Source organism: Streptomyces sp. Root1310, from assembly GCF_001426425.1.
GTDB lineage: Bacteria > Actinomycetota > Actinomycetes > Streptomycetales > Streptomycetaceae > Streptomyces.
The window spans coordinates 971,361-986,118 of sequence record NZ_LMEQ01000001.1; the positions used below are offsets into that span (position 1 = coordinate 971,361).

General features: G+C 71.3%; 15 protein-coding genes. 5 read left to right on the forward strand and 10 right to left on the reverse strand.

Annotation, left to right across the window (positions count from 1 at the left end):
• Positions 1-61: 61 nt before the first annotated feature.
• Positions 62-1,387 carry a GH1 family beta-glucosidase gene (locus ASD48_RS04380; protein WP_057599996.1) on the forward strand — a complete coding sequence of 442 codons (1,326 nt, stop codon included), beginning with the start codon at positions 62-64 and terminating at the stop codon, positions 1,385-1,387.
• The gene (locus ASD48_RS04385) at positions 1,384-2,643 is read left to right on the forward strand and encodes an MFS transporter (RefSeq protein ID WP_057599997.1); all 1,260 of its coding nucleotides are present in this window, start codon (positions 1,384-1,386) and stop codon (positions 2,641-2,643) included. The genes ASD48_RS04380 and ASD48_RS04385 overlap by 4 nt, the downstream gene beginning before the upstream one ends.
• 4 nt (positions 2,644-2,647) lie before the next feature.
• Here the strand turns inward: ASD48_RS04385 and ASD48_RS04390 are convergent, their stop codons facing one another.
• Positions 2,648-3,505: an NAD(P)-dependent oxidoreductase gene (locus ASD48_RS04390; RefSeq protein ID WP_057600998.1), complete on the reverse strand. Its 858-nt coding sequence runs from the start codon at positions 3,503-3,505 to the stop codon at positions 2,648-2,650.
• A gap of 125 nt (positions 3,506-3,630) precedes the next feature.
• On the opposite strand from ASD48_RS04390, the gene ASD48_RS04395 reads away from it, so the two are divergent.
• On the forward strand, positions 3,631-4,479 hold the full coding sequence (locus tag ASD48_RS04395; RefSeq protein ID WP_057599998.1) for a helix-turn-helix transcriptional regulator: 849 nt from the start codon (positions 3,631-3,633) through the stop codon (positions 4,477-4,479).
• Positions 4,480-4,494: 15 nt separating this feature from the next.
• On the opposite strand, the gene era is transcribed toward ASD48_RS04395, so the two are convergent.
• On the reverse strand, positions 4,495-5,448 hold the full coding sequence (gene era / locus ASD48_RS04400) for a GTPase Era (protein WP_057599999.1): 954 nt from the start codon (positions 5,446-5,448) through the stop codon (positions 4,495-4,497).
• Between the two features lie 174 nt (positions 5,449-5,622).
• On the opposite strand from era, the gene ASD48_RS04405 reads away from it, so the two are divergent.
• Both ASD48_RS04405 and ASD48_RS04410 read left to right on the forward strand, forming a co-directional pair.
• The gene (locus ASD48_RS04405; RefSeq protein ID WP_057600000.1) at positions 5,623-6,933 is read left to right on the forward strand and encodes an ammonium transporter; all 1,311 of its coding nucleotides are present in this window, start codon (positions 5,623-5,625) and stop codon (positions 6,931-6,933) included.
• Complete coding sequence (locus ASD48_RS04410; RefSeq protein ID WP_057600001.1) at positions 6,930-7,268, forward strand: P-II family nitrogen regulator; 339 nt, start codon at positions 6,930-6,932, stop codon at positions 7,266-7,268. Before ASD48_RS04405 ends, ASD48_RS04410 begins: the two co-directional genes overlap by 4 nt.
• 57 nt (positions 7,269-7,325) lie before the next feature.
• Here ASD48_RS04410 and ASD48_RS04415 read toward each other — a convergent pair whose 3' ends face one another.
• The 8 genes from ASD48_RS04415 to ASD48_RS04450 all read right to left on the reverse strand — a co-directional run bounded on the left by ASD48_RS04415 (position 7,326) and on the right by ASD48_RS04450 (position 14,620).
• Complete coding sequence (locus ASD48_RS04415; RefSeq protein ID WP_057600002.1) at positions 7,326-8,348, reverse strand: DUF916 domain-containing protein; 1,023 nt, start codon at positions 8,346-8,348, stop codon at positions 7,326-7,328.
• Positions 8,349-8,589: 241 nt separating this feature from the next.
• Positions 8,590-9,930 (reverse strand): beta-xylosidase, encoded by a 1,341-nt coding sequence (locus ASD48_RS04420; protein ID WP_199875633.1) that lies wholly within the window; start codon positions 9,928-9,930, stop codon positions 8,590-8,592.
• A 171-nt stretch (positions 9,931-10,101) separates the two neighbouring features.
• Positions 10,102-10,578, reverse strand: a complete 477-nt coding sequence (locus ASD48_RS04425; protein ID WP_057600003.1) for a hypothetical protein — start codon at positions 10,576-10,578, stop codon at positions 10,102-10,104.
• Between the two features lie 263 nt (positions 10,579-10,841).
• Complete coding sequence (locus ASD48_RS04430; RefSeq protein WP_057600004.1) at positions 10,842-11,195, reverse strand: hypothetical protein; 354 nt, start codon at positions 11,193-11,195, stop codon at positions 10,842-10,844.
• 163 nt (positions 11,196-11,358) lie between these two features.
• Positions 11,359-11,718 (reverse strand): MmcQ/YjbR family DNA-binding protein, encoded by a 360-nt coding sequence (locus tag ASD48_RS04435; RefSeq protein ID WP_057600005.1) that lies wholly within the window; start codon positions 11,716-11,718, stop codon positions 11,359-11,361.
• A 28-nt stretch (positions 11,719-11,746) separates the two neighbouring features.
• The gene (locus tag ASD48_RS04440) at positions 11,747-13,054 is read right to left on the reverse strand and encodes a hemolysin family protein (protein WP_057600006.1); all 1,308 of its coding nucleotides are present in this window, start codon (positions 13,052-13,054) and stop codon (positions 11,747-11,749) included.
• Positions 13,051-13,548 carry an rRNA maturation RNase YbeY gene (gene ybeY, locus ASD48_RS04445; protein WP_057600007.1) on the reverse strand — a complete coding sequence of 166 codons (498 nt, stop codon included), beginning with the start codon at positions 13,546-13,548 and terminating at the stop codon, positions 13,051-13,053. The genes ASD48_RS04440 and ybeY overlap by 4 nt, the downstream gene beginning before the upstream one ends.
• A gap of 13 nt (positions 13,549-13,561) precedes the next feature.
• On the reverse strand, positions 13,562-14,620 hold the full coding sequence (locus ASD48_RS04450; protein ID WP_079073599.1) for a PhoH family protein: 1,059 nt from the start codon (positions 14,618-14,620) through the stop codon (positions 13,562-13,564).
• Between the last annotated feature and the right edge of the window lie 138 nt (positions 14,621-14,758).

Here is a 14,758-nt window from a genome sequence, read left to right on the forward strand (position 1 = left end):
CAACTGCCGGTTCGGGCCGGGACGTTGACTTCCTTACCCAGCGGTAAGGATGATCCCGCCCATGGCGAACGATCCGCGCGACGCGGCGAACCCGATGCCCCGGTTTCCGGCAGACTTCCTGTGGGGCGTGTCCACCTCCGCGCATCAGATAGAAGGCGCGGCGGACCAGCGCGAACCTTCGGTCTGGGACACCTTCACCGCCGAGCCGGGACGGGTGAAGGACGGCTCCACGGCGGCGGTGGCCTGCGACCACTACCACCGCTACCCCGAGGACGTGGCGCTCCTGTCGGGCCTGGGCGTGGGCGCCTACCGCTTCTCGATCTCGTGGCCGAGGGTGAACTCGCCCGGCGGTCTCGACTTCTACGACCGGCTCGTCGACGAGCTGTGCGCGGCCGGTGTCCGCCCGGTCCCCACCCTCTTCCACTGGGACCTGCCGGTCCGGTTCGACTGGCTGGAGCGGGACACGGCGGCCCGTTTCGCCGAGTACGTGTCGGTGGTGGCCGGGCGCCTCGGCGACCGCGTGACGAAGTGGATCACCCTCAACGAGCCGGCCGAGCACACCCTGCTGGGACACGCCCTCGGCACCCACGCGCCCGGCAGGCAGCTGCTGTTCGACGCGCTCCCGGCCGCCCACCACCAGCTGCTGGGGCACGGCCTCGCCGTCCAGGCGCTACGCGCCGCCGGCGCCACGGACATCGGCATCGCCAACTCGCACGGCCCGACCTGGCCGGCCTCCCGGGAAACCGCCGACGTGGAGGCGGCCGCCTTCTACGACCTGCTGCTGAACCGGCTGTTCGCGGAGCCCGTGCTGCTGGGCGAATACCCGGAAGGACTGGGCGAGTTGATGCCGGGCGGTGACGTCCAGGGCGACCTCAAGGTGATCTCGGAGCCGCTCGACTGGTACGGGATCAACTACTACGCGCCGACGAAGGTGGGCGCCCCGCAGGGCACGGAGATCGAGTTCGGCGGCATCCGCATGCCGGCCGAACTGCCGTTCTCCGTACAGCAGATAGAGGGCGTCCCGGTGACGGACTTCGGCTGGCCGGTCGTCCCGGAGGGTCTCACGGAACTCCTGACCACCTTCCGCGACCGCTACGGCGACCGGCTCCCCCCGATCGTCATCACGGAGAACGGATGCAGCTACGACGGCGTCGACGACCGGGAGCGCATCGCCTACCTGGACGGTCATCTCCGCGCCCTGCACCGGGCCGTGGAGGCGGGCGTCGACGTGCGCGGCTACTTCGTGTGGTCGCTGCTGGACAACTTCGAGTGGGCCGAGGGTTACGAGCGCCGCTTCGGCCTGGTCCACGTGGACTTCGAGACCCAGGTCAGGACCCCGAAGGCGTCGTACGCCTGGCTGCGGGACGTCCTGCGGGCACAGAGATGACGACGGCGGACAGGGCCCCGGCGGCCGCGCTGGCCGAGCCCGTCGAGCGGGTGGGCCGGGGCTGGACCTCGGCCCTGTCCCTCGCCAACGGAGCGATCTGGGTGGGCTGGTACGGGCCCCTCCAGATCCTGCTGGCCTCCCAGGCCGAGGACTTCGCGCCCGGCTCGGGCATGTCGAAGGAGACCATGCTCGCCTGGGTCACGGGCGTGGGCGCGATGGTGTCCCTGGCCGCGAACCCCCTCTTCGGCGCGCTGTCGGACCGTACGGCCTCCCGCCGGGGCCGCCGTACGCCGTGGATCGTGGCGGGAACGGCGGGCGGCGCCCTCTCGCTGCTGCTGCTCGCGGGAGCGGACGGCGTCTGGACCATGGCGGCGGGCTGGTGCCTGGTCCAGCTGACGCTGAACGCGGCCTTCGCGGCGGTGACGGCCGCCGTTCCCGACCGGGTCCCCCGGCTCCAGCGGGGCTCGGTGGGCGGCTGGCTGGGGGCCGCGCAGATCCTCGGCGTGGTCGGCGGCACCGGGCTCGCGACGGCCGCAGGGGGCGTCGGAGCGGGGTACCTCGCGTGCGCGGTCTTCACGACGCTGGGCGTCCTGCCGTACGTGCTCCGGTACGAGGATCTGCGGCTGGCCGTGGAGGACCGGCCGGCCTGGTCCTGGCGGGGCTTCGCGGCCGGGTTCTGGCTGAGCCCGCGGAAGTACCCCGACCTGGGCTGGGCATGGCTGACCCGCTTCCTGATGAACCTGAGCAACGCGCTGGTGCTGCTGTACCTCCTCTACTACCTGCGCGACCGCCTGCACCACTCCGACCCCGAGCAGGGCGTGCTGATCCTGACCGCGGTGAACGGGCTGACGCTGCTCGCCACCGTGGTCGTCGGAGGCGCCTGGTCGGACCGGGTCGGCAGGCGCAAGCCGTTCGTGATCTGGTCGGGCGTGCTGATGGCGGTGGCGACGGCGGGACTGGCGGTCTGGCAGACCTGGCCGGGCGCGATCGCCGCGGCCGCGGTGCTGGGCATCGGCTTCGGCGTGTTCACGTCGGTCGACTTCGCGCTCATGACGGACGTGCTGCCGAAGGCCGGGGACCGGGGCAAGGACCTGGGCGTCATCAACGTGGCCAACGCCCTGCCCCAGGTCGCGGCCCCCGCCCTCGCCGCGCCGATCGTCACCTACCTCGGCGGCTACCGGGTGCTCTACCTGGTGGCGGCGGCGGTCGGGCTGGCGGGGGCGGTACTGGTGGGCCGGATCAGGGGCGTGGACTGACCCGTCAGAGGGCTCCGGCGTCCCGGGCCGCGTAGACGCTGGGGTACAGCGGGCGGAAGCCGAGTTCGCGGCGGATGCGTTCGGTGGAGGTCAGCTGGAAGAACGGGTCGGGGTCGGTGCGCTCGTAGAGCTCGGCGGGCACCTCGACCCCGTTGAGCTGGTGCAGCTCGACCGCCGTGACGGGCGCGTCGTCGGCGATGTTGTAGGCCCGGCCGGCGGCTCCCGGCGCGTGCAGGAGGCGCAGCAGCCCCTGGGCGACGTCCACGTGATGGACCATGTGCAGCCGCTGGGCCGCCGCCCAGTTCCCCGCCCACATCAGCGACTGGGCGAGGTGCGGATCGCCCTCGCCGTAGACGAAGGCGAGACGGCCGACGCGCACGTCCAGGCCGTCCAGCGCGAACAGTTCCCGCTCGGCCACCCCCTTCGCCTCGGGGTAGGCGCCCCACATCGCCCCGCCGCCGGGCCGGACCTCGTCGTCCTCGACCAGCGGGCGGCCCCGCCCGAGGCCGTACACCAGTCCCGTGCTGACCTGCACGAAGCGCCGCACGCCCGAGGCCAGCGCGGCGCGGCCCAGTTCCACCGCCGCGTCCCGGTTGACGGCCCACGCCTCCTCGTCCGGCACCCCGCGGAAGGACGCCGCGACGTTCACGACCGCGTCCACCCCGGCCACCGCCTTGCCGAGCGCCTCCGCGTCCCGCAGATCCCCGAGCACGACCTCGGCGCCCAGCTCCGCGAACCGCTCCCCCCGTGCCGCGTCGCGCACCAGGACCCGCACGTTCTCCCCCGGCGCGGCCTGTGCCAGCAGCCTCGGCACAAAGCGCCGGCCGACCTGTCCCGTCGTACCCGTCACCAGTGTCAGCATCGTCATCCACTCCTCTTGGTCGGTGCCACCAGCCTCGGACGGAGCGGGGACGACCGGGAGAGACCCGTCGATCAGGGGACCGGCAGTCCCTGGATAAGACGGCCGGCCTGGCGCAGCCTGGAGGGGTGAACCGAACCGAACTCGCCGACTTCCTGCGCCGCGGCCGGGCCCGTCTGAACCCGTCGGACGTGGGTCTGACGCCGGGGGCCCGCCGCCGTACGCCCGGACTGCGCCGCGAGGAGGTGGCCCAGCTGGCAGGCATGTCGGTCGACTACTACACACGCCTGGAACAGTGCCGCGGCCCGCGCCCGTCCCGCCAGATGCTGACGGCGCTGGCCCGCGCCCTGCGTCTCACCGACGACGAACGCGACCATCTGTTCCACCTGACCGGCGAGGAGCCCCCGCGCCGCGAGACGGCGTCGGCGCACGTCCCGCCCGGTCTGATGCTGATCCTGGACCGTCTGCACGACACACCGGCGCAGGTCGTGACGGACTGCGGCGAGGTCCTGGCCCAGAACGCCATGGGCAGGGCGCTGACCCGCGATGTGATGTCGCGCCCCCGGCGCGAGCGCAACCTGCTCCGTCTCTACTTCACCGATCCGCAGGCCCGTTGCCTGTTCCCGGAGGAGGACCGGCCGGACCACGCCCGCGCCCAGGTGGCCAACCTGCGCGCGGTGACCGCCGCCCGCCCCGACGACCCCGAACCGGCCGCGCTGGTCGCCGAACTCCGTTCGTCGAGCGAGGAGTTCGCCCGCCTCTGGGACGAACACGAGGTGTCCCTGCGCCACAAGGCGACGAAACGCTTCCTGCACCCGCTGGTCGGCCTGCTGGAGCTGGACTGCGAGGTCCTGCTCAGCCACGAACACCACCAGCTCCTGGTCATCCACACGGCCCGCCCGGGCACGGAGGCCTACGAGCGGCTCCGGTTGCTCCGGGTGGTGGGGTTGCAGGACATGTCCCCGCAGGCCGTCTGAAAGCCCCTGACGGCCTCAGAACCCCAGCTTGCGCAGCTGCTTGGGGTCGCGCTGCCAGTCCTTCGCGACCTTCACGTGCAGGTCGAGGAAGACCGGAGTGCCCAGCAGGGCTTCGATCTGCTTGCGGGACTTGATGCCGACGTCCTTCAGGCGCTTGCCCTTGGGGCCGATGATGATGCCCTTCTGGCTGGGGCGCTCGATGTAGATGTTCGCGTGGATGTCGAGCAGCGGCTTCTCCGCCGGGCGGTCCTCGCGCGGGAGCATCTCCTCGACGACCACCGCGATGGAGTGCGGGAGTTCGTCCCGGACGCCCTCCAGCGCCGCCTCGCGGATCAGCTCGGCGACCATCACCTGCTCGGGCTCGTCCGTCAGGTCGCCCTCGGGGTAGAGGGGCGGGCTCTCCGGGAGCATCGGGGCGAGGAGGTCCGCCAGCAGTCCGACCTGCTGGTCGCCGACCGCCGAGACCGGCACGATCTCCGCCCACTCGAACCCCAGCTCCTTGCCGAGCTGGTCGATCGCGATGAGCTGCTCGGCGAGCGTCTTGGAGTCCACGAGGTCGGTCTTCGTGACGACCGCGACCTTCGGGGTCCGCTTGATCCCGGCCAGCTCCTTGGCGATGAAGCGGTCGCCGGGGCCCAGCTTCTCGTTGGCCGGCAGGCAGAAGCCGATGACGTCGACCTCGGCCCAGGTGGCGCGCACGACGTCGTTGAGCCGCTCGCCGAGCAGGGTGCGCGGCTTGTGCAGGCCCGGTGTGTCGACCAGGATCAGCTGGGCGTCCGGGCGGTGCACGATGCCCCGCACCGTGTGCCGGGTGGTCTGGGGACGGTTCGAGGTGATCGCCACCTTCTTCCCGACCAGAGCGTTCGTGAGGGTGGACTTGCCCGCGTTGGGACGGCCCACGAAGCAGGCGAAGCCGGCGCGGTGGATGGCCTCGGCCGACTGCTCGGATGACTGGTTACGAACGCTCATGGCCCCCATTCTCCCTGATCCACGAAGCCCCGCCGCACACACGAGCGGCAACGCCCTCCACCGTGAGCTCCCGGAAACCTCCACGCAACGAAACGTCACGGAAACACACCTGTACGCGACCGGAAACCGGAAGCGGTGAACCTCTGACGAGCCCCCGCATCGTTGGAGATTCCCGTGACTCTGGCCGCCGCCCACGCGGACACCGGCGACACCGCCTGGCTGCTCGCCGCCACCGCCCTCGTCCTGCTGATGACCCCGGGTCTCGCCCTCTTCTACGGAGGCATGGTCCGCACGAAGAGCGTCCTCAACATGCTCATGATGAGCTTTGTGTCGATCGCGCTGGTCACGGTGGTGTGGCTGACGGCCGGCTACTCGCTCGCGTTCGGCGACGACGCCGGGGGCGGACTGATCGGCGGACTCGAGCACGCCGGGATGGCCGGCCTCGGCCCGGACAGCGTGCAGGGCACGGTCCCGACCCTGCTGTTCGCCACCTTCCAGCTCACCTTCGCGATCATCACGGCCGCCCTGATCAGCGGCGCGATCGCGGACCGGGCGAAATTCGGCGCGTGGCTGGTCTTCGTGCCGGTCTGGGCGCTCCTCGTATACGTTCCCGTGGCGCACTGGGTGTGGGGCCCCGGTGGCTTGATCCTCGACCGGCTCGGCGCCCTCGACTTCGCCGGCGGTCTCCCCGTCGAGATCACCTCGGGCGCCTCGGGCCTCGCGTTGTGCCTGGTCCTGGGCCCGCGGCTGGGCTTCAGGAAGGACGCGATGCGTCCGCACAACCTCCCCATGGTGATGCTGGGCGCGGGTCTGCTCTGGTTCGGCTGGTTCGGTTTCAACGCGGGCTCGGCACTGGGCGCGAACGGTCTGGCTGCGGCCGCGTTCCTCAACACCCTCGCCGCCGGCTGCACCGGTCTGCTCGGCTGGCTCTTCGTCGAGCAGCGGCGCGACGGCCACCCGACGACGCTGGGCGCGGCGTCCGGCGCGGTCGCGGGCCTGGTGGCCATCACGCCCTCCTGCGGCTCCGTCTCCCTGCTCGGCGCCCTGGTCGTCGGCCTCGCCGCCGGAGTCGTCTGCTCCTATGCCGTGAGCTGGAAGTTCAAGCTGAACTACGACGACTCCCTCGACGTGGTCGGGGTCCACCTGGTCGGCGGGATCATCGGCACGCTCCTCATCGGCGTCTTCGCCGTGGACACCATGACCGGCGGCGCCGAGGGCCTCCTCTACGGCGGCGGGCTCGCCCAGCTCGGCAGGCAGCTGGTCGCCGTGGCCGTCGTGGGGGCGTACGCCTTCACCGTCACGTACGGCATCGCCAAGGTGCTCGACAAGGCGATCGGCCTGCGCGCGCACGAGGACCACGAGCACACCGGCCTGGACCTTACGGTGCACGCCGAGACGGCATACGATCACGGCGTCCTGGGCCACGGCGCCCCGGTCGGCTCGCACCCCCTCCTCTCCGCCCAGAAGGTCAAGCCACAGGAATGAAGCTCATCACCGCGATCGTCAAGCCCTACCGCCTCGACGAGGTCAAGACGGCCCTCCAGGAGCTCGGCGTGCACGGCCTGACCGTGACCGAGGCCAGCGGCTACGGCCGGCAGCGCGGTCACACCGAGGTGTACCGGGGCGCCGAGTACCAGGTCGACCTCGTGCCCAAGGTGCGCATCGAGGTCGTCGTCGGCGACGCGGAGTCCGAGGCCGTGATCGACGCGATCGTGCGCGCCGCGCACACCGGGAAGATCGGTGACGGCAAGGTGTGGGCGCTGCCCGTCGAGACGGTCGTGCGGGTGCGGACGGGCGAGCGGGGGCCCGACGCGCTCTAGTGCTGCGACCGGAAAGGTGCACCGGCTCGGTGAACCTTTCCGGCCACGGCACTGGCGTCAGCCTCCGGCGGTCCGGCTGAGTTTCGGCCGCGGGTCCGTGGGGGCTTGTCGCGCAGTTCCCCGCGCCCCTGGGCGGCTGGACCCTGCGGGCCTTCGCCGTCGTCTGATCACGAGCCACACCCCTGCCGCGATCGCCGCCACCACGACCCCGACCACCAGCCACGGCACCGCCACGAAGGACGCTTTCGCCGACTCCTCGGTGCCCTTGGCGGTCGCCGTCAGCGTGACGTCCGTCCGGTCGAGCTGGGGGGCGTCGGTCCAGCGTTCGGTGAGGCGGACGCGTTGGCCCGGGAGGAGCTGGGAGGGGAGCTTCGTCAGGTCCCGGGTCAGGAGGGTGCGGCCGAACAGGCCGCTCGCCTTCAGCTCCACCTTCGGTGCGAGGGTGACGTTGCCGGTGTTGTGCAGGGTGTACGAGATGGTCGCCGTGCTGTCGCCGAGGCCGGGGACCAGCGGCTGGTGATGGCTGACCTGGACGTTCTCGACGGCGAGCGCGGGCAGCGTGGGCCCGCCGACCTGCAGGTAGACGCGGGCGCCGACGGCCCGCTGGACGCCCAGCGCGACCCCGCCGTCGCCCTGCTCGACCCGTTCGTCGAGGGCGACGATCGCCCCCGGGTGGTCGCCGGGCTCGGCGCCCTCGGGCACCCGGACGGTGAACGGCACGGTGACCGTGGCGCGGCCGGGCACCGTGACCCGGTTCTTCGGCAGCTCGGCCCAGGCGCCGACACCGCGCATCTTCTCGCCGAGCGACTTCACGGCGAACCCGCCGTCGCGCGCGGTGTTGTAGGCGTCGGCCGCGTACAGCCGGAAGGTGAGGGGTCCGGCCGTCTTGTTGGCGACGACGACCTTGTCCTCGATCGTCTGGCCGGGATCGGCGGAGACATAGAAGTAGGGCCGTGCGGCGACGGCCGAGGAGACGGGGTAGACCGACCAGCTGCCGTTGTCGGCGGCGCGGGCGGGGGGCGCGGGCGACAGGAACACCAGCAGCGGCAGGAGCAGGAGGAGGACGTACGGCTTGCGCATGGGTGCGGACCCCCCGGCGGACGGGCCCCGTCTGGCGGGTCCCGGCGAACGGACTTCGGCGAACGGACTTCGCAGAACGGGCTTCGGCGGACGGGCGCCGACTGACGCGCTCGGCGGACGGGCGCCGACGAAGGACTTCGTCGGACGGGCGCCGGCGGACGGGCTTCGGCGGCTGGGTGGTCGGGCGGGTGCGGACCTGTGGGGCGGGCGCCCGGCCACCGGTGGACGTGGTGGGTACGGGTCAGGTGAGCGTCAGGGTCAGGACGCCGGCGTAGCTGCCCGGAGGCGTGAACGACGGTACGTCGAGGGACAGTTGGGCGCCGGTGGTGAACTCGCCGCCGGTGGCCGTGCCGTCGGGTGTGGACGCCAGGGTCGCCCCCGAGGCGCCGACCGTGCCCGCGGAACCGGCCTGACAGGTGCTCGGGCTGCCCGCCTTGGTGGTGCACGCGGGCGTCCAGCTCAGCTTGCCGGCGTCGATCTTGGCGCCGGGGCCGCTGAAGTCGGTGACCTTGCCGGTCAGGGACCAGCCCGCGGGTCCGCCGCGGAAGTCCTTGACGGTCACGGTCTGGAGCGCGCCGGTCGAGGCCCCGCCCTGACCGAAGTCGACGGCGGACAGCTGGACGGCGTCCCCGGCCTGGGACATCGACAGCGTGCCCGCCCGGACCGTGGTGGTCACCTTCTGGCTGCCCTCCGGTACGGGCTGGTCGTCGATGACGACGTACGCGACCGGCCCGGCACCGAGGTCCGAGCTCCACGCGCCGCCCTCGTACGCCACGACACCGGTCGTGGTGAGGTCGCTGACGACGAGCGAGCCGGAGATGCCGCCCTGCGCGTCCGCGGTCACGGTGGCCGTGTCCGCGGTCTGGGCGGACGCGGAGCGTCCGGCCAGCGTGACGGTCGCGCCCGCGGTGAAGCCGCTGCCGGTGACGGCGACGGCCGCGCCCGGACTGCCGGAGGCCGAACCCAGCGAGATCGCGCGGGTGTTGGCCGGCGGGTTGTCGGCGGCGGTGACGGTCTCCGACACCGGGGCGGGCGGGTTGGTCACCGTGCAGGGGGTGTCCAGCTCCAGGATGTAGCTGGTGTGGATGTTGTAGTCACCGGGCGAGAGGGTGATCGCGCCGGGCGTGGTGACGGTGAACGTGCCGGTCATGGAGAACGACGGGAAGGCTCCCTTGCCCGGCACCGGGTCGTTCTTCTTCGGCCCCGTGACCGTGACGCTGCCGGTCTGCGCGCCACCGAGGGTGACCTTGCCCGTCGGCGTCATGATGTCGGCCGGCAGGGCCAGGTCGGTGGGGTTGCTCGCGGCGGGCGTGACCACCGTGTACGTGACGGTGACGGTGTCCCCGACCTCGGGGCTGGTCTTGTCCGCCGTGATCTTCGCGGTCGTGGTGCCGTCGATCGGCGGGAGGCCCGCGATGGCCGGCGGGATGCAGTGCGTGGGAAAGTCCACGTTGGCCGCGGCGCCGGCCGGGGCCGCCAGCGCACCGCCGGCGGCGACCGCGAGCGCGGTCGCCCCGAGCAGCGACGCCCAGCGCCGTCTTCGGGAACCTCGGGTGCTTCCGGAACTTCGGGGTGAACCCATGTTGCCCCCTCCTCCAGGGTGCGGGCGCAGCGGCTCTTCTGCGCCGACAGGGGGCATTGAGATGCGGATCGCGCGAGAAGTCAATGGACATCACGCGGTGAACTGATGGGCCGTCAGCTTCCTGGCGGAGCCGGAAAACTGACGGCCTGTCGGATCAGTTTCCAACCGCTATCAGCTGAACACGAACGGACCCGGCGCCTGTGCCGCGTTCGCCGTACAGGTGACGGTGATCCCGAAGACGACCATCTTCAGGGAGCCGCCGTAGAAGTTCAGGCTGTCGCCGGAGGCCACGGTCCCGTTGAGCGGACCGACCGTGATCGGGTCGCCGGTGGCCATGGCGGGGTTCACGGCGCCGGAGAAGACCCTGGCGGCGCCGGTCGAGTTCGCCATCGTGAGCGTGGAACTGATGCTGTTCGCGCCGATCGGGATCGGCGCGGTGATGGCGGTGGACGACAGTTTGAGGGTGGCGGCCGTACCCGTCTGGGTGGCCGTGAGGGTGGCTGCGCCGCCTCCGAAGAGACCGCAGTTGGCGGTGACGGTCGCCGTCAGCGGGGTGACGGCGACAGCCGAGGGCGCGAGCGCCAGTCCGGTGACCGCGAGGGCCCCGACCAGCATTGCCGCACCTGATCCGATTCGCTTGCCTCTCATGGGATCCGCTCCCTTCCCGACTACGGGAATCCATGTGGGGGGTGGATGGACGGGAGATGCCGACGGACCACCGCCCGGGAGGGATGGGTGCGGACACCCTGCCCAGGTGGAGATCCGACGTCCGGATCCGGCATCCGGATCCGGCGACCGATCTGACGGTCCGTCGGAACTTGCGGTTCCATTGATGCGCGAGCGATGCGAGAACGGCAAGGTTGAATTCCGGCCTACCTCCGACAGGCCCACCCGTGACCTGCTGTCAGCCGTCAGCCGGCGGACACGGTGCGCCGGACGGTGCCGTCCGGCGAGGCCAGCAGCACCGGCGTCCCCGCCCCTCCGAGATCCCGTACGGCGGCCAGATCGTCCTCGGCGGCCGTGTCCGACGCCGTCACCACCGCCGCCGCCTCCAGCGACTCCGCCCCCGAGGCCACCGCCATCGCCACCGCCGTCCGGAGCGCGCTCAGCCGCAGCGACGGCAGATCCACCGTCCCCGCGACATACGTACGTCCGGTCTCGTCCCGTACGGCGGCCCCCTCGGGCACACCGTTGCGGGCCCGCGCGGAACGGGCCAGGGTGACGATCTTGCGGTCCTCGGGGTCGAGCGCGTTGCTGTCGGTCATGCCCCGAGCATACGAAGAACCGATCCGCTCACCGCGTCTGCCCTGCTCGACCGCGTGACGGGTGGTGCCGTCGGCACCGGCAGGGGCGGCTCCGGCGGCTCCCCCGTCCGTTCCGGTGGCCTGAAGGACTCGGGCCGCGCGACCGGGTGGCCGCCGGACGGACTCAGGGACGGTCGAGCCGCAGCCGCTCGGCGCGCGGCAGACCGGCGACCACCAGGTCGTAGGAGTCCTCGACGAGCTCCCGGACCAGCCGGTCCGGGAGCTCTCCGTCGACCGTCACCGTGTTCCAGTGCCGCTTGTTCATGTGCCATCCGGGGACGATCAGCCCCTCGTACTCCCCGCGCAGCCGCACCGCGTCGTCCGGGTCGCACTTGAGGTTCACCGTCAGGGGCCGCGCGTCCAGGGTCGTCAGGGCGAACAGCTTGCCGCCGACCTTGAAGACCGAGATCTCCGGCCGGAAGGGGAAGTCCTCCACCGCCGCGTTGAAGGAGAGGCACAAGGCGCGCAGTTCCTGAGGGGTCACTCCGTCACTCCGTCACTCCGTCATTCCGTCATTCCGGTTTCGTCTCGTCCTGCGGCCGGTCCGCCGATTCCAGCGGCTCCACCAGCACCGTGACGATCTTGTTCCGACGGCCGGCCGCGGCCTCCGCCGTCAGCCGCAGCGCGCGCCCGTCCGGCAGGTCGACCACGCTCGACGCCCCGGCGATGGGCACCCGGCCCAACGCCTTGGCGAGCAGCCCGCCGACCGTCTCCACGTCCTCGTCGTCGTACTCCTCGAGGCCGTACAGCTCGCCGAGGTCGGTGATGTCGAGGCGGGCGGTGACCCGGTGACGGTCGTCGCCGAGTTCCTCCACCGGCGGGAGTTCACGGTCGTACTCGTCGGTGATCTCGCCGACGATCTCCTCGAGGATGTCCTCGATGGTGACGATGCCGGCCGTGCCCCCGTACTCGTCGATGACGACGGCGACGTGGTTGCGGTCCTGCTGCATCTCCCGCAGCAGGTCACCGGCGTTCTTGGTGTCGGGGACGAAGGCGGCGGGCCGCATCGCCGTCGACACCAGCTCGCCCTCGGCGTCCCGGTTGATGTGCGTCTTGCGGACCAGGTCCTTCAGATACACGATGCCGACGATGTCGTCCTCGTTCTCCCCGGTCACCGGTATGCGGGAGAAGCCGGAGCGCAGGGCGAGGGTCAGCGCCTGGCGGATGGTCTTGTACCGCTCGATGACGACGAGGTCGGTCCTCGGGACCATGACCTCGCGTACGAGGGTGTCGCCGAGTTCGAAGACGGAGTGCACCATGCGGCGCTCGTCGTCCTCGATCAGGGACTCCTTCTCGGCGAGGTCGACCAGCGCGCGCAGCTCCGCCTCGGAGGCGAAGGGGCCCCGGCGGAAGCCCTTGCCGGGGGTCAGCGCGTTGCCGATGAGGATCAGCAGCGACGGGATCGGGCCCATGATCCGCGCCAGCGGGAGCAGCACGTACGCGGCCGCCGTCGCGGTGTTCAGCGGGTGCTGGCGGCCGATCGTGCGCGGGGAGACGCCCACGGCGACGTACGAGACGAGGACCATCACGCCGATCGCCGCGAGCAGGGCCCCGGTCGTGCCGTCGATCTCCTGGAGGCAGGCGTAGGTGACCAGCGCGGCGGCCGCCATCTCGCAGGCGACGCGGACCAGCAGCGCCACGTTCAGATAGCGGGTGGGGTCGGCGGCGATCTGCGCGAGCTTGGCGCTGCCCCGCCGGCCGGACCGTACGGCCTCCTCGGCGCGGAAGCTGGAGACGCGCGCGAGACCCGCCTCCGCGCAGGCGGCGAGCCAGGCGACGACGACCAGGGCGATCGCGCCGGCGACGAGGGTGGGGCTCATGACACGGTCGGGGCCGGGGACGGGCCGGTCAGGCCCTTCTCCGCACGCCAGCCGTCGACGATGGCGGCCTGCAGACCGAACATCTCGGCCTTCTCCTCGGGCTCCTCGTGGTCGTACCCCAGCAGGTGCAGCACCCCGTGGACGGTGAGCAGTTGGAGCTCCTCGTCCATGGAGTGCTGCGTCGGCGCCTCGGTGCCCTGCCGGGCGGCGACCTCGGGGCACAGCACGATGTCGCCGAGGAGGCCCTGCGGGGGCTCGTCGTCGTCCTTCGACGGCGGACGCAGCTCGTCCATGGGGAAGGACATGACGTCCGTCGGCCCCGGCAGGTCCATCCACTGGATGTGCAGCTGCTCCATGGCATCGGTGTCCACGACGATCACCGAGAGCTCGGAGAGCGGGTGGATGCGCATCCGCGCGAGCGCGTAGCGGGCGATGTCGAGGATCGCCTGCTCGTCGACCTCGGTTCCGGACTCGTTGTTGACGTCGATCGACATGGTGCTGGCTTGTCTACTTCCGCTTGTTACGGCCGCCCTTGTGGGTGCCGTTCTCCGTACCGTTCTCGCTGTCGTACTGCTCGTACGCGTCGACGATACGGCCGACGAGCTTGTGCCGGACGACGTCCTGGGACGACAGGCGGGAGAAGTGCACGTCGTCGAGCCCCTCCAGGATGTCCTGGACCTGCCGCAGACCCGACTTCGTGCCGTTCGGCAGGTCGACCTGGGTCACGTCACCCGTGATCACGATCTTCGAGTCGAAGCCGAGCCGGGTGAGGAACATCTTCATCTGCTCGGGGCTCGTGTTCTGGGCCTCGTCCAGGATGATGAAGGCGTCGTTGAGCGTCCGGCCGCGCATGTACGCCAGCGGCGCGACCTCGATCGTTCCCGAGGCCATCAGCTTCGGGATCGAGTCCGGGTCCAGCATGTCGTGCAGCGCGTCGTACAGCGGGCGCAGGTAGGGGTCGATCTTCTCGTACAGCGTGCCCGGGAGGAAGCCGAGCCGCTCCCCCGCCTCGACCGCCGGGCGGGTCAGGATGATGCGGTTGACCTGCTTGGACTGGAGGGCCTGGACCGCCTTGGCCATGGCCAGGTAGGTCTTGCCGGTACCGGCCGGGCCGATGCCGAAGACGATCGTGTGCTTGTCGATCGCGTCGACGTAGCGCTTCTGGTTGAGGGTCTTGGGTCTGATGGTGCGGCCGCGCGAGGACAGGATGTTCTGCGTCAGAACCTCGGCCGGGGTCTCCTGGCCGTCGTTCGTCCCGTTCTCACTCGCCCGCAGCATGGCGATCGAGCGTTCCACTGCGTCCTCCGTCATCGGCTGTCCGGTGCGGAGCACCAGCATCATCTCGTCGAACAGGCGCTGGACGAGAGCGACTTCCCGTGGGTCGCCGACCGCGCTGATCTCATTGCCCCGGACATGGATGTCGGCCGCCGGGAAGGCCGTCTCTATCACGCGCAGGAGGGAGTCTCCGGATCCCAGCACCGTCACCATGGGGTGCTGGGCGGGAACGGTGAACTGTGCTCTCGCCTGGCCCTGCGCGGGCGTGTGAGCTGTGGGTGTCTGAGTCATAGGCCGGCCCGAAGGCCTCTACGTCCTCCCGGATGCGTCTCGCCTGCCACAAGGGCGGCCTGGCGAGTTCAAGGGTACGCCAGGGGACTGACAACGCCGTAGGGCTTTTCCGGGGCCGACGAGGGTCGGGCGGCGGGT

What these genes read in the sequence shown, in the direction of transcription:
- ybeY (WP_057600007.1), bottom strand. Translation starts at nt 13,548, where the DNA reads ATGTCGATCGACGTCAACAACGAGTCCGGAACCGAGGTCGACGAGCAG.
- ASD48_RS04450 (WP_079073599.1), bottom strand. Translation starts at nt 14,620, where the DNA reads ATGACTCAGACACCCACAGCTCACACGCCCGCGCAGGGCCAGGCGAGA.
- ASD48_RS04430 (WP_057600004.1), bottom strand. Translation starts at nt 11,195, where the DNA reads ATGACCGACAGCAACGCGCTCGACCCCGAGGACCGCAAGATCGTCACC.
- ASD48_RS04440 (WP_057600006.1), bottom strand. Translation starts at nt 13,054, where the DNA reads ATGAGCCCCACCCTCGTCGCCGGCGCGATCGCCCTGGTCGTCGTCGCC.
- ASD48_RS04380 (WP_057599996.1), top strand. Translation starts at nt 62, where the DNA reads ATGGCGAACGATCCGCGCGACGCGGCGAACCCGATGCCCCGGTTTCCG.
- ASD48_RS04410 (WP_057600001.1), top strand. Translation starts at nt 6,930, where the DNA reads ATGAAGCTCATCACCGCGATCGTCAAGCCCTACCGCCTCGACGAGGTC.
- ASD48_RS04415 (WP_057600002.1), bottom strand. Translation starts at nt 8,348, where the DNA reads ATGCGCAAGCCGTACGTCCTCCTCCTGCTCCTGCCGCTGCTGGTGTTC.
- era (WP_057599999.1), bottom strand. Translation starts at nt 5,448, where the DNA reads ATGAGCGTTCGTAACCAGTCATCCGAGCAGTCGGCCGAGGCCATCCAC.
- ASD48_RS04425 (WP_057600003.1), bottom strand. Translation starts at nt 10,578, where the DNA reads ATGAGAGGCAAGCGAATCGGATCAGGTGCGGCAATGCTGGTCGGGGCC.
- ASD48_RS04385 (WP_057599997.1), top strand. Translation starts at nt 1,384, where the DNA reads ATGACGACGGCGGACAGGGCCCCGGCGGCCGCGCTGGCCGAGCCCGTC.
- ASD48_RS04420 (WP_199875633.1), bottom strand. Translation starts at nt 9,930, where the DNA reads ATGGGTTCACCCCGAAGTTCCGGAAGCACCCGAGGTTCCCGAAGACGG.
- ASD48_RS04390 (WP_057600998.1), bottom strand. Translation starts at nt 3,505, where the DNA reads ATGCTGACACTGGTGACGGGTACGACGGGACAGGTCGGCCGGCGCTTT.